The following is a 20,925-nucleotide window of genomic DNA, read 5'->3' as shown; positions in this document are numbered from 1 at the left end:
AGAGTTCTGCATCCCACGAGATTGTGATCGTTTGGCGCGTCAGGGCTGTATTGAATTTCCCGAATTCGAAGGATCGAAGCCCAATCGAATGGCTCGTGCTTCGGTCGAGAGAAACTCATAAAGACCATTCCACGAAAGCCCAGCGAGTTCGCGACAGAACAGCGCGCGCACTGTCGCGCAGCATCGTACTCAAGTCCTTCGAAGCGCTCGTAGTCTGTGCCTCAGAGCACCACATCAACATTTATCTGTCGAACGAAGTCAACGAGTGTTGGTGCTGTTTCGAGACGCTTGCGTGAATCGTCGGCCAGAGATGCTGAGGGAGCGACGTTGCTCATTACGAAGCATTCCTAGGGTAGCGAGTCGCCAATCTGTCGTCAGGCACGATCTCCTGTGTAGTGGCGTCCGCCGCTTTCACGGTTACCTGCGTCCGCTGTGTAGCCAGCCGAGCAAACCAACACTATCTAGACCACCCTGAACACTACATTGATGCGATTGAGTGAATTCCGGCGGGGACGTTCCCGACCTGCCGCCACTCACCGTCCTTTGTTCGTTGTAAGACGCTACCGCTAGACCCAGCGGCCGTACTCACATCGATTGGTCTGGTGGACTCCTGCGATCTGAACACTGTGCCTGCGATCACGTGTCCATCGATCACGGCCCACGCATCGATCACTTCCGCAGGACCGCTAGGATAGCTCACCGCTGTTAGCGTCTCATCGTCGTTCGATTCGTACAGCACCGCATCCGCTCCACCAGCCCACCAGGGCGGTGCATCACGTGCAGCCGAGACGTAGAGTCGCCCGTCATGATCGATTGCTTCCCGGAAGTACGCGCGGTCGCCCGTATCGAGCCGCGCCCATGTTTCACCTGCATCTGTCGTCCGATAGAGGCCACCGGGTTGCTCTCCGTCGACGCCGAGATAGCCGGTGGAGACGATAAACTCGTTGGGAGCCCGGACGTTGACGTGGTGGATATCGTCTGGAACCGGATCATCACGCTCAATCCACGTCTTGCCACCGTCTTCGGTTACGTGAAGTTTGCCGGCCTCGATGCCGACAACGAGCCGTTCTGGAGCTTCTGGATGTGTTCCAAGGGTTCGGAGTCGAGGTGGGATACTACCAGGTGCAGTCCACTTCGAATGTGAGGGCTGTTCCTGCAGCGACTTGACGTCGGTCCACGTTCGCCCACCGTCGGTAGATCGATAGAGGTGAGCGGGCGCTGTCCCTGCGTACAGTCCTACTTCTGTTGCATGCACTGACCACACTGATTCAGTTGGGACACTGAGATCGTCCCACGAGTCGCCCGTGTCAGTCGAGTGATACAGTCCCGTTGTCGTCGCCGCGAATGTTCCGTCCACGGCGTCAAACGTCGCTATCCCTGTGACAAAGCCCGTGTCGAGAACCTGCTCGACGATCTCGAACGGAACATCACTAGCTCGGTATACGCCGTCAGAGGCACCAATTAGTACGGTCATACTATCATATCATTCGGTGGACATAACGTAGTTCACTGTGAAGGTGGTCAGCGGAACGATGCGATTCTGTTCGATTAGTCATCTTTAACATCTATACCGGCGATCGATCGAGGTTGTTGATCATGGTACTCTTCGTCCCATGCTAGATTCATCTCCTTCCACGTTTCACCAGCGTCTATCGACTGGTAGAGACCACGGTTCGTCAATACGTAGAATCGTCCTGGTTCGTTATTGATCGTTGCGAGAACCGGCACGAAGGTTCCACTCGGTTCTGGGAGTCCCTCCGTGCATTGCTGCCAGGGTTCGTCGCTCTGTCGTCGGTAGACGACTGAGTATGGGTCGTTGGGTTCATCATGGGTACGAACCGCTTCGTCTTCGATGTCGTGCGCTCGACCCGCACTCGTCGAGGTTGTTAGTACCCGTGTTTCCGGGTCGCCAGGATCGACTGCAACGGCCCACCCGTAGTGATGGTCGAGGCCTTCAGAGAGGGAGCTCCATGATTCATTTCCATCGGTACTCTCCGCGTATTCATGGCACGCCCACTCCTCTACCAAACCATCTCCCGCAGCGGCATATACCCGATTCGGTGCATCTGGGTGAGTTGCGAGGGTATGAGCGTCGGACGGCGAGTCAGGGACGCGATCGGTCCAGGTCTCACCACGGTCGCTGGTCGTTACAACTGCTCCAGCTTCGATACTCACGTAGAGCCGCTCAGGATCGCTTGGATCCGGTTCGATCCAGCGGACGTGGTGGGTGTCGGGACGGCCAGGGAACGACCATTCGGTCGCTGAATCAAGATCTGTGAGACCGTGACACGTACTCCATGTGTCGCCACCGTCATCTGACCGGTATACCGCACTTGGTTCTGTTCCTGCATAGACCGTTCCGTACTCCTGTGGTCGATCTTCTGCAGCGACGGCGACCGCCGTAACGCGCGACGACGAGAAATCGGAGCCGATCTGTGACCAAGAATCACCACCATCTACTGTTCGCCACAGTCCATCGTTGAATGTCCCAAGGTACGCGCGCTCGGGAGCGAATGGATCAACGGCAACAGCGTACGGCCGTTCGTTGCCATCGAAATATTGGTTGACGTCCCAGCTCCCATCTCGGTCATCGATGACGAGCAATGCGTAGTCCAATGCGGCGTAAATTCGGGTTGTCATATGATTGGAGTAGTTTCAGTTACAGGGTCTGATTTACTTTGCTCGACCCCGTCGAATCTGCGGTTGCATTGAGGAGAGCAAGGCCGAGAAAGTGAAATTCTCTCCTTCGAATGGATAATGTACGAGCGATACATAACTGAGATGGTTAGTAGACTCACTATTCGAACAGTTTGACAGCTTGTCCGTAGCGATCAGAGGGCTCCACCCAGTCGACGACCTCCAAGAAGGCATCGATGAAGTCGCCGCGATCTGGACCGTAGTTGCGGTAATAGGAGTGTTCCCACATGTCGAGTGCAAGGACGAGGTGGCTCCCACAGAGGGCTCCCTGATCATGCTTATCGACCTCGTCGAGGAGTAGTCTCCCTCCTCGTGACTCTCCGCGAGCGTCTCTTCAGCACTATGCCAGCCGTTGACGTAACCCTGATGATTGGTATCGCGATACCATGTCAGGACCCGTTCACCGATATGTAGTTCGAGTGCGTCGTAGTCGTACGGCAACGGTGGTTGTTCGTGGTCGGACATTGGTTTCGTCCCGTTGCTTTCCAAGTGGCAAACCAACTTGAATCCTTGCTGAAATGAAATCAAGTAGACTGATGAATATGATTCTGAACCAGTGTGTTCCCTTTACCAGCGAAGGAAACCCGAACTATACGGAAGACGACCACCGAGCGAAGACAGGAGGAGCAGTCATCGATCCTCGACGCCGCCATTCGCGACAGCTTGACGTTCCTCGCTAGTCGTAGCATCATGTTGAGTGCCATCAGAAGCATTATTGACAACGTCGTCTTTCCAGATTCTTCGGAAGAAGTAGAGTTCCGTAACGAGTACCATCACGGAGATAACTACTTCTGCTCCCTGCAGTACATCAGCAAAAGAATCGTAGTTCGTCGTCGCCTTGCTCGACAGTAAGGCGGTCGTGATTTGTGTCCAGTTTTGAAGATGTCCGTACGACCGCCGTCACGCGATAGCCGTTGTTGAGTGCATGCCGGACCACTCACCATCCAGTTCGCCCCGCCGCCCCGAAGACTGCGATGTGCAGGTCATCAGCTGCAGCGATCTTCTGAAGTTCGTCTCTTGCCCACGATCTCATTATGATTCGTTTTTATAGGTCTCTTCGAGGACGAGTGCATCGAGGGGCTAAGTAGTTGGGTGGTGATTTCGTCGCTTCTATTACCGTCCAGTTACTCGTTTTCGGGATACTCGTCGTCGGAAACCTGCTCCAGCCACGTGACAGCCTCTCCGTCGAGTTCTTCTTGGATGGCAATGTGGGACATGGCTTTATCCGGCATCGCGCCGTGCCAGTGTTTCTCGCTCGGCGGGAACCAGACAACGTCGCCCGCGCGGACCTCTTCGATCGGGCCGTCCTCACGTTGGACGAACCCACAGCCGCTCGTCACGACCAGTCGCTGGCCGAGCGGGTGAGTGTGCCACGCGGTGCGCGCGCCGGGCTCGAACGTCACGCTCGCCGCAGCAGCGCGCGCATCGCCTTCTGGGTTGAACAGCGGGTCAATGCGAACGTCACCGGTAAAGTACTCGTCGGGCCCTTCGGCGGACGGTCGCGAGTGATCAGTCGTGATCTCCATATATGATACCCAATCTTAGGTACGGCGCTCTTCGCCTTGGAGTTGGTGCTATCTGATAAGCATCTTTAAGTACAGGTTGTCTCGGAGTCAGGTCTGACCACTCGCGGACTGGTGAGGTGCCCCGGTAGAAGAGACCAGTCCCCGAAGACCGTGACGACACCCAGTGCAACGAGTGGAGCGACGGCGTCACCCGTCACACGGTCAAGGACACACAGAGCGGATGGTATAGGTATTGCAAAGACAACTATCGAAATATTGAACGAGGGACTGTTACTGTCGCGTTTTCGGCTCTAAAACGTGTGGGATGATCGGTAACTGGGATTCGACACCGTGCCAGAATCGCGTATCGTATGTGTGGTTAAGACGGGTCGATACTGAAATTACCAACGTCACACCATATAAATGGGCTAATGGGTCAGCATAGGTTGTACGTCATCTCTACGCGTATACATAGACAATGTCTGAACAAAGAGGTCCGACCAATTCAGTCGACAACGTACCTAATACGTCCCACGGTATTGGGACGGTCGTAGTAACGGGCGCGAACAGCGGGCTCGGCTTCGAGGTAACGAAGGCCCTCGCCAAAGAGGGTGCACACACCATCATGGCGTGGCGAGAACACAAAAAAGAGACAGAAACAGAATTCTCAGGGGCGTCGCCGACGGTGCACAATCTCGACCTCGCCGACTCCGATACCGCGTGGATACTTTCCCGCCCATTTCGTCGATGTAAAGGCGTCGATCCGCTGTCTTCAGGCGCATGCCGAGGAGTACGGCTACGATGCGATCTGGATAGCGACTAGGGGAGTGTCCGCTGGAGGACATCTGGCTCTCCTTGCAAGACTCGTCGACGACGTCATGGACCTTGCGGAAGATGCTTTCACCGTCAGTGATTTCGAGAAGTTGGCTGCGCCCGACGAGTCAATCGCCTCGTAGCCCTCGGGGACGCCGTTGAGGTTGGCGGTCTTCGTGAAAATCGGCGAGGGGTCAAGCGTTCTCTGGAGCACGTCATCCATCAGCTCCTCGGCGTAGTTCCGGACGGGGGCAGGACCGGCGGAGGCGTCGTCCGTGGACAATCGACGTGGGAGGTCGCAGACCTTCTCGGTCTCCTCGTAATCGCGGAGCGTCACGGTAAGCGGCAGCAGAGCGCGGAAATCATGGCTCGTGGCATTATCTACGAGGCTGCCCGTGAGGACTGTGTCCCCGATGGTCAATCGAAGCGCCATAGTGGCCATACTTCCGTGGCTTCGCTATTGGCTGTTCGCACCGGTCGTCGTCAGAGCCATCCGCCGTTATCGATTTGGAGGATCTGCCCCGTGACCGCCGAAAACATATCGCTCGTCAGGTACAGCGCGGCGTACGCCTGATCGAGCGGCTTCGTGTCCGGGACGTCCAGATTGACGTACTTCTCGGCGATGTCCATTATCTCGTTGCCGCCCTCCATATCTCCGCTCCGTCAGTCCTCGGTGGAGGGTTTCAGTCACTCCCGGCGCGATCGCGTTGCAGCGGATTCCAGTCCCGGCGAATCGCATGGCGATGTTCCTCGTCATCGTGTTGAGGGCACCCTTGCTCGTGGTGCAAGAGACGCCCATGACGGGCTTGGCGGCGTTCACTGACGATACGTTCACGATCGCTCCCTCACCTCGTTCCTAAAAGTGCTGCACGGCCTCGCGGAAGTGACGGAAGGCGGCGAAGAGGTTGAGGGACATGGTTCCCTCGAAATGCTCGTCAGTAGTGTCCTCTATCGGTACCATCTCGCCGTAGCCAGCGTTGTTGACGAGGATATCGACGTGGCCGAACTCTTCAATCGCCCTGTCGAAGACCCGCTCTGACGACCCCGATCGCGCGTGATTCCGTCCACCGTTTCGTTCAGCGCTCCTTCGCCGCGAGCGGTGAGGACTACGGAGGCACCTTCCTCGGCGAAGAGCTCACTGATGGCTTTGCCGATTCCCTGCTTGCGCCCGTGACGATGGCCGTCTTTCCGTCCAGCAGGCCGGATTCGGTGTCTATTGACATCGACTGAACGTAGGGCGGGTGCAGGCTTGGGAACGGTGCTATCCGGAAAGTGTGTTTAAACACACTGAGTTCGGTGCCGAGTTCCCGACATCGAGACACTCCCTCGTCAAGGCCAGGTCACTCAGCCCACGAATCACGTCGCGCGGCGAGGCAGAGTGAGAATCGAGAGGTCGAGTCGAAGAGACATCCCACGCCGTCGGCCGACTCAGTTCGACGAGTCCGATTCGGCCGTCGTCGAGAGGATTAGCTTCCCGCGAGCGTGTTTTTCTTCGCTCAGCCGATGGGCCTCTCGCGCTTCGGAGAGCGGCAAGACCGTGTCGAGCGTCACCGAGACGGCGTCGTCTTCAAGCAGGTCGGTGATGTTCGCGAACCACTCTCGGTCCCAGCGAACGTCCGTCATTATCGCCCGCACGTCGTGCTGTTCCGCTAGCTCTTCCTGCCTAGGAGTGGGTGGACTCGGGAGCTTATCGATGATTCCGCCGTCCGTGATGATTTCGAGCGACCGGTCGAACGTCTCGCCGCCGACACCGTCGATAACCCCGTCAACCGGGTCGAGAACTTCCTCGAAACGCTCCTCGCGGTAGTTGACGAACTCGTCGACACCGAGTTCTCGCAGGAACTTCTCGTTGGAACCCGAGGCGGTGCCGATGACGTGGAGACCGCGCTGCTTTGCAAACTGAACGGCGAAGTGACCGACACCGCCGGCTGCAGCGTGCACGAGAACACGGTCGTCCTCTTCCAACTCGAGAGCGTCCAACGCTTGCCACGCGGTGAGCGCCGTCATCGGGACGCCGGCCGCCTCCTCGAAGGAGAGCGATGCCGGCGTCCGCATGAGTTCCTCTTCGCGGGCCACCATGGTCTCCGCGTACGCACCGCCACCGTCGGGAAATCCGACGAGGCCGTACACCGCATCGCCGACCTCCAACTCGCTCACATCGGGGGCGGACTCTTCGACGACGCCAGCGACGTCCCACCCGACCGTCCACGGGAGTTCTCGTTGCTCCATCATCCCTTTCCGGGTCATCCAATCGACCGGATTCACACCGGCCGCGCGAACGTCTAAGCGCACCTCACCGGCCGCCGGTTCGGGCCTCTCTACGTCTTCGTACCGAAGGACTTCTGGACCCCCGTACTCGTGAATGCGTACTGCTTTCATAGACTATAGATTACGTCGGAGGCGAGAGACTAAAGAAATAGTGCTAACTCGATAGCATGTTTAAATGAGAGCGTGGTGAGCGCTGTACGAGGAGCCGGGACAGCGAACGCGTCGTCGAAAGCCGGGCTACGGCTGGACCTGGTCGAGCGGGCGAATCAGGACCTCGTTGATATCGACGCGCTCCGGTTGCGTGACGACGAACGTGATCGTTCGCGCGATGTCTTCGGGTGCGAGCGCATCCATCGATCCGACGTACTCCTTAACGCCTTCCTGAATCTCGTCGTCGGGGATGTGATCGAGGAGTTCGGTGTCGACCGCGCCCGGCTCAATCGTGGCGACGTGGATGCCCTCCTCGGCGATGTCGAGGCGGAGCGAGTCACCGAACATCTTGACACCAGCTTTCGCCGCGTTGTAATGCGAGCTGTTCGCCTGGAGGAATCGACCGACGACCGAGGAGAGGTTGACGATGTGGCCGCTTCCCTGTTCTATCATCGTTGGAACGATAGCGTGCGTGAGCGTGATGAGCCCAGTGAGATTCACGTCGACGGTCGTCTGGAGCGTTTCGCGGTCCGCCTGCGCGATGTGGGCGAGCGGCATGACGCCGGCGTTGTTCACGAGGATGTCGATGCGGCCGTACTCGTCCAGCGTCGCGTCGACGAGGTCGTCGATGTCGTCGTCGTTCGTGATGTCCGTCGGCACGACGAGCGCCTCCCCGTCGGTGTTCTCGATGCTGGCTTCGAGTGCTTCGAGTTCGTCTTCCCGCCGTGCGGCGATCACGACGCTCGCCCCTCGCGAAGCGAGTGATTCAGCGGTCGCACTGCCGATCCCGGACGAAGCGCCGGTGACGATCGCGACCTGTCCGTCCAGTTCCGAACCGAAATCTGTTGACATCGGTTTTGGTAAAACCGTTGTGCCCTTCGCCGTTGTGCTATACTGAAAGCACGCTTATAAACTGGGCAGTTCGTACGGAGTACGAAACAATTCGAGACTATCGAGAGAGGCTGTCGATCTGGGGCTGTGAGCCCAGTGCCGAGGTAAGGAGTTGACGCTCACCGCGGCGGAGGAGACTCGACATAGACGGTTGCGAGATACCCATTTCTTCGGCCAGTTCTTCGGTACTGACCTGACGCGGGCTTTCGTAGTATCCTCGACCGATCGCCAGGGTGAGCGCCTCATGTTGCCGGTCAGTCAGCCCATATTGAGATGACTCATCGTCTCCAGATTGATTCTGAGAGATGGAAACCAGTTCAACCTCGATGCCATACTCCTCACATCGAGTTCGCATCCCATTGAACGCATTGTAGTTCTGGAAGAGTTTCTTCTCGTACCAGCCCTCTGGTGTGACGACTGTCGGTTCCATCTGGGTCGCAGTGAACCGTTCCGGTGCGAACGCTTCCGAGACGATATCCTCCAGTTCGATAGTGATCTGAAACACGTCTTTCCCACTCGATCGTCCGAGTGCTGTCGCCTCAACCACTTCGTCGAACGCCAAGAGATCGTCTTCAGAGCGATCCTCCATCGGCTCAAGATAGATGACGAACACGCGAGAATCGTGTTCGAGACAGAGTCCGTGTACGCACTCGAATTGATTCGACTCGAGCGACTTCGCGAGACTCACGAGTGGAAGCGATAGTGAACTGATGAGGAACTCTGTGGTGACCGTCACAGGTCAGACGTTGGATCTGTGTACAATTAACGGTCTGGATTCGATAAGGGATCGTGGTCGTAATGAGGGGGTTCGGGATAGTTCCGGGGGTCCTCCCTCGGTGGTGTGATAATCCCCGACAGCGGTCACACCGATGGGTGATACGAACTTCCTCGGACGCATCGCGTAGCTCAAACTCATGAGAAACGGTACTCCTACACCACGGGCAAACACCGCTCTGAAGCAGGTCAACCAGTTTCCGTGACCATGTATCGAAGGCAGACAAGAGTTCATCGTTCGACCGATCAACCATCCCGGCAGGCAAGAACGGTGAACTCAGCACTGACTCCTCGCACGACGGACACCGTGCGACGAACACTTGATTTTTGTAGATCAGTCGCAGCGGCCCGTCACACGCCCGACAAAGTGTATCGAAATGGCCCGCTCGGTCGTGTTAATTACCCAATTGGAACAATTTTCTACGAACTATTAACTACGGTCCATGAGTAGTGCCGTCTGTCTTTGAATGACCGTAGGCGACCTCGAACGGCCGATAACGAAGAGAGTAGCGTATCGAATAACGAGTATGAGGCGTAGTTGAGTGACATCTCTCAGATCATTCCTTTATCGATTCTATATCTATCGACTACTGACCTCCGAGGGATTCGTGTATCCGATTCTTACAGTCCACGCACTCGCGCAAGGGCTGGACCTCGCGGGTGTTGGCCTCGCAGCGGGGACGTTCTTTCTCGGCACGCTGGTCGGTGAAATTCCGACAGGGTACATCGGTGACCGTCTCGGTAGACGGAACGGACTGGCCCTTGGCGCAGCACTTGTCTCGGTGACACACGTCGGGTTTGCTCTCGCCGATTCCCTCGCTGGATTCATTTTATGCTGGTCGTTTTGGGGCGTAGCCGCAACTTTCCGCTCCGGTAGTACCGATGCGTGGCTCTACGACACGCTCGTCGATGCTGAGGCCACATCGAGGTACACGAACGTTCGAGGCCAGAGTACGTCAGTATTCTACGTAGCGGCTGCCGTTACTGCCCTGTGTGGCGGTCTCCTGTACGAGTCCTGGGCGGTCTTGCCGTTCGCTGCTGCGGCCGCCATGACCACGCTGGGCGGCTTGGTCGTTCTGACGCTTCCCGAACCAGACGCTCATACCTCGGCAGAGGGGTTCTCGCCATCAGAAGCTGTCGATGCGCTCACGACAGTACTCACGACAAGTCAACTACGGATATTCGTCGTCATCTCGGCGGTCGTCTTGGCTGTGCCAGAGACGATTGAGGTCTTCGTACAACCAGTCGCACTCTCAGTCGGATTCACGCCGACGCTTCTCGGGCCGTTGTATGCGGGACTGATGATCGCCGCTGCCGTGGGATCGGCACTCGCAGCTCCAATTGCGGAGCGACTCGGTATCGGAGCCTGGTTTACGCTTGGAGCGGCGGGACTCGCAGGTGTTCTCCTGCTTGCGAGTACGCTTCCCGTCGTTGCAGTACTCGTATTCTTCGTCTCCCGGAGCGCCAACACTGTCAGCGATACCCTCGGCAGTACGTATCTGAATAACCGACTCGACTCTCAGGGGCGAGCAACAGCCTTGAGCGGTGTTTCGATGATACAGGCACTCATTTTTGTCTTGGCACGATCGACTGGAGGAGCCCTCGCGGAGGTAACCACACCGATGACAGCACTGGCCGTTCTCGGGATGTTCGCGACCTTCACTGTTCTCCTGATACGGGCACTGGTAGATCCGTTTGAATCACAGACAGCAATGAGTCTTCCTCTCCGGTGAAATCAGTCAGTATCTTACCCGTCTACTTGTGCTTGTCCGCATAAATCTGGATGATTCAATGCTGCGAGAGTCGTTACAATGAGGGAGACGACAGTCTCAGAATCACTCCTCAACAAGGCAGACGAACAGCTGGAGACAGCGCCGACACTCGTTACTCTCGTACACATCCCAGAGCTCACTCGAATCCTTCAGAATAAGGACTATGAGTACTTCGAGGGCCGAGAGTACGATCCTGAGCCGATAGCTCGAGCACTACTCTGCCGCGAACTCGGCAGACTCTCTTGGAAATAGCTCTACGAGCACCTCTCGACCGAGACACGCGCGAGCCGACTCGGTTTCGACGCGACGAAGTTCGAAAAGTACAACACGGCCCCAACGCGGCAGACGCTCACAGCGGTGTGGGACGAAACCTCTCCGACGCCACGAAACGACGTATTCTCCCAGTAAGCGAGCGCCTCGTTGAGGCCGCTCTGAGAACGACGACGCACTCGATCTCCGCCAACCGCGTTACGTCGAGGATAACGACTCCGACCTCCTCGAACGGCACGTCGGCAAGTTCTCAAATGACCAGATTCGGAAGCACGTCCGGCTTGCTGGGAATACGGTGTTCGGATCGTTCAACTCAAGACGTGCGGGCAACGGGAAGTACCCGGACAGTCAAGTAATATTCCCAAGAGCAGATTCACGCGGGGTTTGAGCAGTCGATCGAGAATCTCCTGGCGGCAGTGAATCATCTCCAGATCCTCTAACCGCCGGTGACTGTGGCGATCGATATCACGACCTGACCCTACCATGCTGAGGATGCTCCGCCGAGTGAGGTCAGTGGGACCGATAAATCGCGAGAAATAGCCTACAAATTCGCTATGTTATCGCTCGTTGGGAAGAGCATGCCGATCGTCCTCGCCGTTGAGCCGGTGATTGAGAGCTCAGCGTGGAATGAGAATTTCCCCCACGAGTATCATCGAACGGTCCGACGGCTCGTGCGCTGAACCTAAGAATTCGCATCGATCGATCTCGTCCTCGCAGACCGTGGGTTCGAATCGTTGCAGGTCTACCAAACGCTGGACAACCTGGGCGTCACCTATCTCCTTCCCAAGATCGATCGAGAGCCCGAAACAGCGTACATCGAGCGGATGGAATAGGAAGACAATATGTGGCTGTCGAACGGATAATAGTTAGAGCCAGAGGTGGACACCACGACTGTCGGGTACTGTTCGTTCCCGGTCAAACCGGTGATATACAGTCGCTCATCAGGAACAAACTGATCGACGACCCTGAACATGCACAGAGATGATAAAGAGCTTTATCTTCTTCATATATACATTCCACTCTAGATCTTTTTCTTGAGATTCAGACACACTATTTATATCATTTTATGATCTACAATACGGTATGTCGGAGTGGACAGATCAAACTGATTGGGGTGACCAGACAGAGGACGACTTAGTGCTCATTCCGTATCATGAACCGAAAGCATTTCATCGGTCTCTCAGGTTCATCACTGACGATTACGAGCGATTTCTGTCTAAGACAGAAGAATTCAGAGAACAAAATGATATCAAGAATTGTAGTCAGTGGCAGTTCCAAGTAGACGGACAAAAGGTACACACAATATATACAAGTTCACAATCAGGAACTCCTGATGAATGGTCAAATTCTGATGAGGAAATTAATGAGTATCTTAATGGTATTTTCGAAGACCGAGAAATAAATTTTGTCTTACTTGTGGATACAATTTTCCTGAGCATCACCGACGACATTCCAGATGAATCGATGAGGTTGTACAAGAAATTCGATTTAGAATCTCTCGCGGAGGTTGTTCGAAACGTGCAATGGCGTCAGCCTGTGCCAGAGGTAGCCACACAACTCCTTTCGGAGTTTATTTGTCAGCATCCCATGCCGAACACTAACCATCGATCGGGAATTAGCATCCTCGGAAGGTATCTCCGGACCTTCGATGAGGATATCGAGCTTCCGAAGACAGGTGTAGATGATGAATGGCATGACTGGGCTGAAGACTATATTCTCTCATCAAAACGTCATTTGACACTTCGCCGCAAGGCTGGGCTTCTCAGATATGCTCATTCGCTGGGAGTCGATGCAGTTCAACGGAAAGAAGGAATCATTATTAATCTTAATAGTGAACTAGAAAACCTTCAGCGTCCGGATGCTTTTCAGTATTACACCCAGCAACATCGAAACGCGACTCAGCCGTTCGTTGATCATCTTCTTGAGCGAAGTGACGCGACTCACCTTCGAAACATAACTGATGACGGGAAACGAGCGTTTCTAGATCGTATCGCAACAGATTATTCTTTTGATGAAGCTAGTGAAACGCCTGCTATTAATGAGAAATAATATATCATAAGGAACGATAGCGAACAATACAGGGACTTAGTCCGGAAGAGTCGAAAGAGAACGACTGAACTCGCGGACTGCAACCTCATCACAGAGCGTTATAGACCACTGCTCTTGAATTAGTTTACGAAGGTCAGAGGCGTCCTTTGCTGCGACGCTATCGCGATCCTCCGACTTTACAGGCGCAGTCTCAGAGTGCATGAGTATTATTACTAAGGTTGCCAGCGTATAAAGTTGTGCTTTTTTAAAACGGATGAGATAGAGTCTTCTTTGCTGTTCTACAGCCGTAGTTATGTGGTGAAGTAGCTGAGGACGTAAGGGCGTAGTTTTCCAATTATGGAGAGGACACTTGATAGACGGTATGAGCACCGAAACACTAACACGATTGAGTATGGTATCTGGTCGTCTACTGCGTGATTTTGGGAAAGAGACAGAGAATGCAATGTGCAGCTGGAAGCATTAATTTCAAAAATCACAATGGAATAAATGTCGTAGACAAACTATGTACGTTTATACTGCGAAGTCAGGGGGAATCCCTATTTCAGAGGGTGGAATTCTGCAAATAGAACGAGTGTTCATGCAATCGAATCACGAGCTAGAATGAGCTGTTTGACATGCCTCTGTCTCGCCTCAGCCTGTTCGTAGGTGGGGGATGTTCGGCTGAACGGGTGACGTAACTGGCAAAGCCAAGATCGCCATCGATACTACATCCGAGGAAATCTGGGAGTACGTGACCGACCCTTGTCTACTGGATAGTGTCGTATCCGGGGAACACCACGGACTCGAATACGACACCTTTTCCACCGGATGCTTGACGTGCCAGCGACGACGCGACTTTGCTTTGACTCCCGATGTGTTACGTTGACTGTGTATGCTCTCTCCTGATCGAAATAGAGGTTGAGGATGCCAGCGCAGAAGTCTTCCGTTTGCGGACAATTCGTTCGATGTGGTGATCGTGTCTCTCGTACTCCGTACAACTCCTGATGTTGAAACTGTACTTTCCGAAGTGGCTCAGGTGGCGAAACTATGGACGAATTCCGCTTCTTCGAACACGTCTAGGGAGACGGAATAGTTGATGTCGCATACGACGTACTCGCGCTGGCACGACACACCTTAGCTGGTGGATGTCATCTGAATCGCGAAATAGACGAAGGGTTCTGCATGGACGACCGATTTGAACGTATCTGCCACATGAAATTTGACGCTCTTCTGGCGGAGATCGTTGATGCAGGAATCTGTGAGAGCCGATCGGCGTTGATCGACTGTTGTAGCTGCTCACAGTATCGCATATGGAGCCAGTTCAATCGATACGAATCGCAAGACGGCAGTTCATCAATAATGCATACATGATAGAAATTTGAAAACTGCCACTTCGGGGTGTCTCGATCGTCCGTGGGACGCTCAAAGGACACGAGAAAACGTCACTCCTCTCTCGTTTCGTACGTCGATAGAACGTCCTCATTCGCCAGACAATCTAGAGCGTATCTATCGCCGGAGAATCGAGAACGCCGCAGACTTTTGCACATGCACATCGTACTCTGAGCAACGATGGTGGGATGCTCTTTATCGTTCTGTCGTAATCTTCCACGTGCATACGAAACCTGGTTGGGAATCCTCTGTCGAATCGAACGAGAAATAGTTCAAGAAAGATGATGCTCGTAGAATCAGCGGCACTGTTCTTTGTTGGGTTCGGGTTCTTGGTGGGCATTCTCTTTGGCTTCTTCGGGTTGGGTGGGAGCTTTTTTGTCACCCCTGCGCTCCTCGTGCTCGGTCATCCTGCCGAAGCTGCTGTGGGCTCTGGTCTCGTGTTCGTCTTCGGAACATCCATCGCCGCGGCGATCACCCACCAGTCTGCCGGACACATCGATTACGCCCTCGGAATTCTCCTTATTGTCAGTATGGCAGTTGGTATTGAGGCCGGTAGGCGGGTTCTCTTCTGGCTCGCTGGGAAAGGGCTCGCGGATGTTGTCATCAGCATCGCCTACGTCGTACTGCTGGCAGCAGGTGGCGTACTCATCCTCCGCCGAGTTCATAGGGACAGATTCACCGATTCCATCGAACGACGCGCTCCTCCCGTGTTCAAACGCTACGCTCTCGGTCGATTGCCCCCTCGAATCAGTCTACGTTCGGACATGCGCGTCTCCGTCTGGCTTGTCCTTGTCGTCGGTGTCGGTATCGGAACGCTCTCCGGCTTCCTCGGGGTGGGTGGTGGATTTCTGATGGTTCCGAGCCTCATCTACGGTATCGGTATCTCGAAATCAATCGCGGTCGGCACCGATATCTTCCAGATCGCTGGGTCGAGCGCGTTCGGATCCGTTCGCTATTTCCAACAAGGGGCCGTCCATTTCACGGTCGTGTTCCCGCTGCTCGGTGGAAGCGTCCTCGGATCCTACGTTGGCTCGCGCCTCACTGACGTTGTCGACGAGCGCGCACTGATGGGTTACTTCGCGATGGTACTACTCCTTGACAGCATCGCAGTAGCAAGCAAGACGATCAGCCATATCTACGGGATTCGGGTTCTCCACGACCTCAGTATCACGCTTCTCTTCGGAACCGCGATCGTCGTGGCTGCGCTCGTCGTCTACCGGGGAGGACGAACCATCTACCGCGATTCAACTGGATGACTGTGCACATGATCGTCTTCGACTAGGTCGTGTGGTTGGCTAGGTCGGTGAAGAGTCTGCTAAAGAGTGGCTTGGCGATTGCCAGCTTCTCATCGAATATTGTCGTCCGATGAACGGATTAATAGGACGAAGAAAACGAGAACGCGCCTAATCCAACCAGTGTGTAAGTGACGTCGACGAAAACCACCAGTGTACTTCCAATAAGAGCATCCGTTGCCAGAATCACATAGCCAATTGAGCGTGATTCCTATTGTTGCGTGTCAACCGCCTCGGGGTCGACCCCTGAGACTTGTCAGTTGACTGGTGGCCCATCCCCCGCGAGACGTCTGCCCGCGATGGATATACCTGCAGTATCGGTTGGCGATATTCTTCGCTGTCACCGGAGCTCAGTGAGTTCCGGTTGCTCGCCGGATGTTGTCCGGCGACCGCAGTGTAGTCCGTGTTCGCCTCGTCCCCACCACGCACTCGAACACCTTCTCATCCCGGTTATTCTCGTGGGTAAACCCGCAGTGACTACACCGCTGGCTCGTATATGCAGAGTTCACCGTGTTCACGGACAGTTCCGTGGATTCGACCTTGTACGCCACGAGTTCGACGAACATTGGGTACGCCCATTGCTGGATGCCTTTCTGGACGAGGTTGCCAAGGATCCGGAAGAGACGAAAAGAAAAGCGAACCATCTAGGTCATCATTGAATTCACTCATCGTTTCCTAAAAGACACATATTTACACCACTCCGAAATGACCATTCGGCTGGGGATCGAACAAATCGCTTGGATGCCGACTGATCCGGACTGTGGAATGGAACTTTCACATGGTGACGCAGTCACCACTGTCCAGCACGTAGTAAAATATACTATTTCTGTAGTGAAGAGTGTCGACAGCGGTTTGAGAAACAGCCGACAGTATATACAGAGTAATCCACTACACTCGCGTTTGAGGTCGGGCAGGGTATGCAGTCTCACAATCGATCCTGATGCAGCACTGTTTCGTCCTCTGGTATCACTGAGACGCTCCACATCGAATCCCGGACAATGAGCGAGCGCAACGGTGTCAAGCGTTATCTCACAATAGACAGGACAGGATCGATAACACGACGGTCTACGAGGCAATGGCAGGAGCTGGTCTCAACTCCCAGCTCACTGGCGTTATCGACGCTTAGCGGCGACCGAACGTGAGAGCACGCGGATTCCTGAGTCGAGTCCGAAGCTCTAAGATACCGCGGTCGATTAGGTTTCGAAGTATTCCGCCAAATATTGATTGGGTTTTAGATATATTCGCCATACGCTGGCGGAGTGAACTGACGGTTACGTAAGAGCGAATCGGGACCATCCTCATCCACTATGTCAGAACAACTCGCTCTCCGAGAGGTGATCGCCATGGGGGTCGGGGGACTCATCGGGTGGATCTTGATTGTGGGCTACGTCGGCACCATGGCGATGTACGTCTTCGCATTGGTCGTTCGCAGCGGAACTCCTCGTGGGTACGACCGACACGTGGCTGCGAGGAGCACTATCGATCGGCATCGTCGTCTTTACAGGAATTAATCTCATGGGTGTACGCGAGAGCGGCGAGTCTCAGGACATCCTCGTATACATCAAAGTGGCCATCCTCTTTGCGTTCGGGCTTGTCGGCCTCTGGGCTATCTTCGTCGGCGACAGTGCCCGTCCGTTCGTCGGGGGCGTCTTCTCTACGGGACTGCTCACACCGATCGTGAGCATCGGGACCATCTTCGTCTCCTTCGAGGGGTTCCAACTGCTCCCTTACGAGTACACCGACATTGAGGGGGGGAGGGGGTATCGCCACCATGGAGACGGGTATCTACCTCTCGATCGCCATCTCGACGGTGATCTACGTCCTCGTCGCGTTCGTGACGACGACGGTATTATCACCCGAACAGATACTTCAGTCCAAGGAGACCGTCCTCGCCGTCGCGGCGAGGATGCTCTTTGCCGACCCACGGATACAGCAGGGAGCGTTTGTTCTCGTCTCTCTTGCTGCGCTGTTTTCGACCACTTCAGCGATCAACGCGACGCTGTTCGGCACGGCCCGACTCGCACACAAGGTAGCGAGCGATGGCGCGCTGCCACAGTTGTTTTCGTTTCGGAACAAGAAAGGGATCCCCACGTGGAGCTTGGTGGTCATCGCTAGTCTTACGGGTGTCTTTACCGCACTTGGAACACTCAAGGTAATCACGTTGTTCGCGTCGATCGCATTCGCCCTCATCTTCGGGGCGGTAAACTACATTTGCCTCCGCGACCCTGACACCGACCGTTCGCCGTGGATACCCGGGATCGGTCTCGGTGGCACCGTCTTAGCCGTCCTATTAATCCTTTGGTACTACCTCCTAACCCAGCCGTCGATGCTCTATTACGTTGGCGGAATCTTCCTTGCACCGATCATTCTAGAGATACTTTACTCCGAGCGGCGGCTAATCGAATCCCCATTCCGGATACAAAACCGGTAATCAGGTCTGAAAAGTACTCTGGGGCATACCAGAGTGACTTTCAAGCCTAGCCACTATCCCTGGTTTGTAAGAAAAACTGGTAAACCGACGGCCGTCATAGGTTCTCTATGCAATCTGCCCTCGTCAACGGGGTTCTCGAGTCGTTGCGGATCGGCATCGGGTTCCTGTGGACAGCTGCGTGGGCGATTATTGCAGGACTCATCATCACAAGCTTCGTCCAGGTCTACGTCTCGAAAGAGCGGATGGCACGGGTTCTGGGGGATGCGGATCCGAGTGGACTCACGAAGGCAACACTGTTCGGTGCCGCGAGTAGTGGCTGTAGCTTCGGTGCTGTAGCAATCGGCAAAGGCCTGTTCAAGAAAGGGGCACACACGGTGAACGTCCTTGCGTTCATGTTTGCCTCGACGAATCTCATCGTCGAACTCGGGCTGATGATTCTGATCCTCTTGGGCTGGGAGTTTCTCGTTGCCGAACTCCTCGGTGGACTCATCCTCATCGCGGTGATGGCGTTGATCGTTCACCTGACGCTTCCAGAGAATCTCTTCGAGCAGGTTCGAAACGAGCTCAATCAGGAGGATCAGGAGCAGGGTGTCACCGAAGATCCGACCTGTGGCATGGAGGGATCCGACGAGTATTCGCTCGTGACTGACGGCGGTGAGACGCTGAAGTTCTGTTCTGCTGGATGTATGGAAACCTATCAGCAAGCGGTAGCCAGTACTGGTACCTGGAGAGAGGAACTGATGTCGTGGGGTGGCTGGTACAAACTCGGGAATCAGTATCGCAAAGAATGGACGATGATCTGGAGCGACATCGTCGCGGGATTCCTGATCTCTGGGTTCGTCATCGTGTTCGTGCCACAGCGGGTCTGGAACGCGCTGTTTCTCCAAGGGGAGGGGTTGTTCGTGAGCGCCGAGAACGCGATCATGGGCGTGACGATTGCGGTCATCAGCTTCGTCGGCAGTATCGGGAACGTCCCATTCGCCGTCGCACTCTGGAACGGCGGTATCGGATTCGCGGGCGTCATTGCATTCGTCTACGGTGATCTCATCACGATTCCTGTTTTGAACGTTTATCGCAAGTACTACGGCTGGAAAGTGATGCTCTACATCCTCAGTGTGTTCTTCGTGACGATGGCCTTCACGGGATTGCTCATGGAGCAACTGTTTGCTGCGCTTGGTATCGTTCCAAACCTTGCAGGGGGTCAGACGGCGACCGAGCAGACGTATTTCGAACTCAACTACACGTTCTACCTCAACGTGATCGCGTTTGCCCTCTCGGGATTTCTCTATTTTGTGTATCGTCGTGGACTCGGCGCGCCGGGTCAGTTCCGTGATCCTGTGTGTGGAATGCGAACGGACGACGACGATCCGAGCGTCACCCACGACGGCGAAACGTATTACTTCTGTTCGAGGACCTGCAAGCAGACGTTCGAGAACGACCCATCCGAGTTCGCCCATGTCCCCACCCGAATCACCGAGACAGACACCACCCAGAACCACGATCACCAATGAGAAAAGTCATCGACGGTGTGGTTGTGGTACGCTCCACTATGCACAGTACGGCGCGGACGACAGTGCTGTGAGTGACCGTTATACAGTATCACTCTGCTCGAAGCAACGCGTCGAGTATTAGTCATAAGACAGTCGATTGGATATTTCTCGAACCTAACTGGTTCAAATTCGAATTTCGAACCATAAGTACTTCCGCAACGGGTTTTGTCACTCTCATCGTCCAATAGGAATATTGAGTTAGCATGGCCACCGAGCGCGTCTCTGATGGCTTTTTGAGGGTTTTGTTGATCGTCATCGGTGCGATCGTTCTGATTCCGATACTGATGATATTCATCGCTCCGATGATGGGAATGATGGGTTGGTGGGGGGCAATGGGATGGCAGGTGGTTTCTCCCCAATTTGGAGAAGTGGAATGATGCTCGTCGTGCTCGTCGGTATCGGCTATCTCCTCTATCGCGGGCTGGTCGGTGGCGTCGAGTCGTCGATAGCTGCCGATCCGGCAAACTCATCGTCGCAATCAACAACCAACGGCTCACGTTCGCTTCAAACGGAGATAGCCGCATTGGAACGAATCGCTTTAATATTCGCACTGATAGCCCCCCATATACGTGGTATAGCAGCGGAGAGCCGGTGACGCTCGTTGAAGCACTCAATACGCTTCCAGGGATTACGTATCGTGGACGTGGGGGTACCTCGGTGATCACGCACACGGCGAACAACGCGTATGGTGGGACATTCCGAGAGACGAGTGACGCGACGACCATCCTTACGAGACAACGGTGGAACAACGTCAATCCGCAGTTGTACGAGCTTCAGGAGGGAGATATCATGTGGGTCTACATCCACACGACACGAGCGCCTGAGAACGAGCACTAACGTGAGACTACAACCTTTGGAGTAATACGCCATTTGGAGCTCTGTACTAACAGCACTTTTGTGTACTGCTACTCTGTAACGAGATGCTATGTGTCATCACTTCCGCTCCATCGGTGACCTGACCACTGAAGAGCGAATGGAGATCCGCGAGGAGCACAGCATCGAAGAACTCCGTTCTGAGTATTCCGCTGACGAACTCGAGAAACTCGGTGTCACTGCCTAAAGAACCACGTCACATACTCATTATTTTGTGGGTAT

At 54.8% G+C, this 20,925-nt stretch carries 22 protein-coding genes and 6 pseudogenes; 13 read left to right on the top strand and 15 right to left on the bottom strand.

The features are described 5' to 3' along the window. Nucleotides 1-478 precede the first annotated feature (478 nt). From EIK79_RS00715 to EIK79_RS00700, 4 genes and pseudogenes are all read right to left on the bottom strand, one after another. Nucleotides 479-1,474, bottom strand: a complete 996-nt coding sequence (locus EIK79_RS00715; protein WP_124953228.1) for a WD40/YVTN/BNR-like repeat-containing protein — start codon at nt 1,472-1,474, stop codon at nt 479-481. A 74-nt stretch (nt 1,475-1,548) separates the two neighbouring features. Beyond that, complete coding sequence (locus EIK79_RS00710) at nt 1,549-2,640, bottom strand: VPS10 domain-containing protein (RefSeq protein WP_221621642.1); 1,092 nt, start codon at nt 2,638-2,640, stop codon at nt 1,549-1,551. A 157-nt stretch (nt 2,641-2,797) separates the two neighbouring features. Further along, nucleotides 2,798-3,162: pseudogene (locus tag EIK79_RS00705) on the bottom strand (Fe-Mn family superoxide dismutase). 659 nt (nt 3,163-3,821) lie between these two features. After that, nucleotides 3,822-4,223 carry a (R)-mandelonitrile lyase gene (locus EIK79_RS00700; RefSeq protein ID WP_124953227.1) on the bottom strand — a complete coding sequence of 134 codons (402 nt, stop codon included), beginning with the start codon at nt 4,221-4,223 and terminating at the stop codon, nt 3,822-3,824. 457 nt (nt 4,224-4,680) lie between these two features. Between EIK79_RS00700 and EIK79_RS18370 the strand changes: the two genes are divergently transcribed. Both EIK79_RS18370 and EIK79_RS19165 read left to right on the top strand, forming a co-directional pair. Next, entirely contained in the window at nt 4,681-5,025 is a 345-nt protein-coding gene (locus EIK79_RS18370) for an SDR family NAD(P)-dependent oxidoreductase (RefSeq protein WP_124953226.1), read from the top strand. After that, nucleotides 4,916-5,158, top strand: a complete 243-nt coding sequence (locus tag EIK79_RS19165) for a hypothetical protein (RefSeq protein WP_368276510.1) — start codon at nt 4,916-4,918, stop codon at nt 5,156-5,158. Before EIK79_RS18370 ends, EIK79_RS19165 begins: the two co-directional genes overlap by 110 nt. On the opposite strand, the pseudogene EIK79_RS18630 reads toward EIK79_RS19165, so the two are convergent. The 8 genes and pseudogenes from EIK79_RS18630 to EIK79_RS19395 form a co-directional block, all read right to left on the bottom strand. Further along, nucleotides 5,131-5,280: pseudogene (locus tag EIK79_RS18630) on the bottom strand (IMP dehydrogenase); the annotation flags it as partial. The gene EIK79_RS19165 and the pseudogene EIK79_RS18630 overlap by 28 nt on opposite strands. 3 nt (nt 5,281-5,283) lie before the next feature. Then, nucleotides 5,284-5,448 (bottom strand): annotated as a pseudogene (locus tag EIK79_RS18625) (cyclophilin-like fold protein); the annotation flags it as partial. Nucleotides 5,449-5,498: 50 nt separating this feature from the next. After that, complete coding sequence (locus EIK79_RS18620) at nt 5,499-5,666, bottom strand: SDR family oxidoreductase (RefSeq protein WP_233737825.1); 168 nt, start codon at nt 5,664-5,666, stop codon at nt 5,499-5,501. Nucleotides 5,667-5,748: 82 nt separating this feature from the next. After that, a pseudogene (locus EIK79_RS19160) lies at nt 5,749-6,006 on the bottom strand (SDR family NAD(P)-dependent oxidoreductase); the annotation flags it as partial. 437 nt (nt 6,007-6,443) lie between these two features. Continuing rightward, complete coding sequence (locus tag EIK79_RS00670) at nt 6,444-7,394, bottom strand: NADP-dependent oxidoreductase (protein WP_124953225.1); 951 nt, start codon at nt 7,392-7,394, stop codon at nt 6,444-6,446. Between the two features lie 126 nt (nt 7,395-7,520). After that, nucleotides 7,521-8,285 (bottom strand): SDR family oxidoreductase, encoded by a 765-nt coding sequence (locus EIK79_RS00665; RefSeq protein WP_124953224.1) that lies wholly within the window; start codon nt 8,283-8,285, stop codon nt 7,521-7,523. A gap of 97 nt (nt 8,286-8,382) precedes the next feature. After that, on the bottom strand, nt 8,383-9,012 hold the full coding sequence (locus EIK79_RS00660) for a helix-turn-helix domain-containing protein (RefSeq protein WP_449405133.1): 630 nt from the start codon (nt 9,010-9,012) through the stop codon (nt 8,383-8,385). After that, nucleotides 8,918-9,457: pseudogene (locus tag EIK79_RS19395) on the bottom strand (DUF7351 domain-containing protein); the annotation flags it as partial. The gene EIK79_RS00660 and the pseudogene EIK79_RS19395, both read right to left, overlap by 95 nt. 249 nt (nt 9,458-9,706) lie before the next feature. On the opposite strand from EIK79_RS19395, the gene EIK79_RS00655 reads away from it, so the two are divergent. Together EIK79_RS00655 and EIK79_RS00650 are read left to right on the top strand one after the other, a co-directional pair. Continuing rightward, nucleotides 9,707-10,831: an MFS transporter gene (locus EIK79_RS00655; protein WP_233737823.1), complete on the top strand. Its 1,125-nt coding sequence runs from the start codon at nt 9,707-9,709 to the stop codon at nt 10,829-10,831. Between the two features lie 78 nt (nt 10,832-10,909). Beyond that, nucleotides 10,910-11,122, top strand: coding sequence for a hypothetical protein (locus EIK79_RS00650; RefSeq protein ID WP_124953221.1), 213 nt, complete (start codon nt 10,910-10,912; stop codon nt 11,120-11,122). 2 nt (nt 11,123-11,124) lie between these two features. Here EIK79_RS00650 and EIK79_RS00645 read toward each other — a convergent pair whose 3' ends face one another. Beyond that, nucleotides 11,125-11,319, bottom strand: a complete 195-nt coding sequence (locus EIK79_RS00645) for a hypothetical protein (RefSeq protein ID WP_124953220.1) — start codon at nt 11,317-11,319, stop codon at nt 11,125-11,127. Between the two features lie 904 nt (nt 11,320-12,223). Between EIK79_RS00645 and EIK79_RS00640 the strand changes: the two genes are divergently transcribed. The 3 genes and pseudogenes from EIK79_RS00640 to EIK79_RS00630 all read left to right on the top strand — a co-directional run bounded on the left by EIK79_RS00640 (nt 12,224) and on the right by EIK79_RS00630 (nt 15,813). Continuing rightward, nucleotides 12,224-13,189, top strand: a complete 966-nt coding sequence (locus EIK79_RS00640) for a hypothetical protein (RefSeq protein ID WP_124953219.1) — start codon at nt 12,224-12,226, stop codon at nt 13,187-13,189. Nucleotides 13,190-14,114: 925 nt separating this feature from the next. After that, nucleotides 14,115-14,261 (top strand): annotated as a pseudogene (locus EIK79_RS19155) (class I SAM-dependent methyltransferase); the annotation flags it as partial. Nucleotides 14,262-14,841: 580 nt separating this feature from the next. Then, on the top strand, nt 14,842-15,813 hold the full coding sequence (locus EIK79_RS00630; RefSeq protein ID WP_221621640.1) for a sulfite exporter TauE/SafE family protein: 972 nt from the start codon (nt 14,842-14,844) through the stop codon (nt 15,811-15,813). Nucleotides 15,814-16,199: 386 nt separating this feature from the next. On the opposite strand, the gene EIK79_RS00625 is transcribed toward EIK79_RS00630, so the two are convergent. Together EIK79_RS00625 and EIK79_RS00620 are read right to left on the bottom strand one after the other, a co-directional pair. Further along, on the bottom strand, nt 16,200-16,493 hold the full coding sequence (locus tag EIK79_RS00625; RefSeq protein WP_233737821.1) for a transposase: 294 nt from the start codon (nt 16,491-16,493) through the stop codon (nt 16,200-16,202). Between the two features lie 832 nt (nt 16,494-17,325). Then, nucleotides 17,326-17,619, bottom strand: coding sequence for a hypothetical protein (locus tag EIK79_RS00620; protein WP_221621639.1), 294 nt, complete (start codon nt 17,617-17,619; stop codon nt 17,326-17,328). Between the two features lies 1 nt (nt 17,620). Between EIK79_RS00620 and EIK79_RS00615 the strand changes: the two genes are divergently transcribed. The 6 genes from EIK79_RS00615 (at nt 17,621) to EIK79_RS18875 (ending at nt 20,890) form a co-directional block, all read left to right on the top strand. Continuing rightward, nucleotides 17,621-18,280 carry an amino acid permease gene (locus tag EIK79_RS00615; RefSeq protein WP_124953215.1) on the top strand — a complete coding sequence of 220 codons (660 nt, stop codon included), beginning with the start codon at nt 17,621-17,623 and terminating at the stop codon, nt 18,278-18,280. Nucleotides 18,281-18,387: 107 nt separating this feature from the next. Further along, the gene (locus tag EIK79_RS00610) at nt 18,388-19,791 is read left to right on the top strand and encodes a permease (protein WP_124953214.1); all 1,404 of its coding nucleotides are present in this window, start codon (nt 18,388-18,390) and stop codon (nt 19,789-19,791) included. A gap of 242 nt (nt 19,792-20,033) precedes the next feature. Further along, nucleotides 20,034-20,207 carry a hypothetical protein gene (locus tag EIK79_RS17830; RefSeq protein WP_185715458.1) on the top strand — a complete coding sequence of 58 codons (174 nt, stop codon included), beginning with the start codon at nt 20,034-20,036 and terminating at the stop codon, nt 20,205-20,207. Next, the gene (locus EIK79_RS17735) at nt 20,207-20,425 is read left to right on the top strand and encodes a hypothetical protein (protein ID WP_185715457.1); all 219 of its coding nucleotides are present in this window, start codon (nt 20,207-20,209) and stop codon (nt 20,423-20,425) included. The genes EIK79_RS17830 and EIK79_RS17735 overlap by 1 nt, the downstream gene beginning before the upstream one ends. After that, complete coding sequence (locus tag EIK79_RS00605) at nt 20,422-20,667, top strand: hypothetical protein (protein WP_124953213.1); 246 nt, start codon at nt 20,422-20,424, stop codon at nt 20,665-20,667. The genes EIK79_RS17735 and EIK79_RS00605 overlap by 4 nt, the downstream gene beginning before the upstream one ends. An 88-nt stretch (nt 20,668-20,755) precedes the next feature. Further along, on the top strand, nt 20,756-20,890 hold the full coding sequence (locus EIK79_RS18875) for a hypothetical protein (RefSeq protein WP_267900506.1): 135 nt from the start codon (nt 20,756-20,758) through the stop codon (nt 20,888-20,890). Nucleotides 20,891-20,925: the final 35 nt, after the last annotated feature.

Source organism: Halocatena pleomorpha, from assembly GCF_003862495.1.
Classification (GTDB): Archaea; Halobacteriota; Halobacteria; order Halobacteriales; family Haloarculaceae; genus Halocatena; species Halocatena pleomorpha.
The sequence above is the reverse complement of the archived record's forward strand: the minus strand, read 5'-3'. Positions and strand labels throughout refer to the sequence as shown.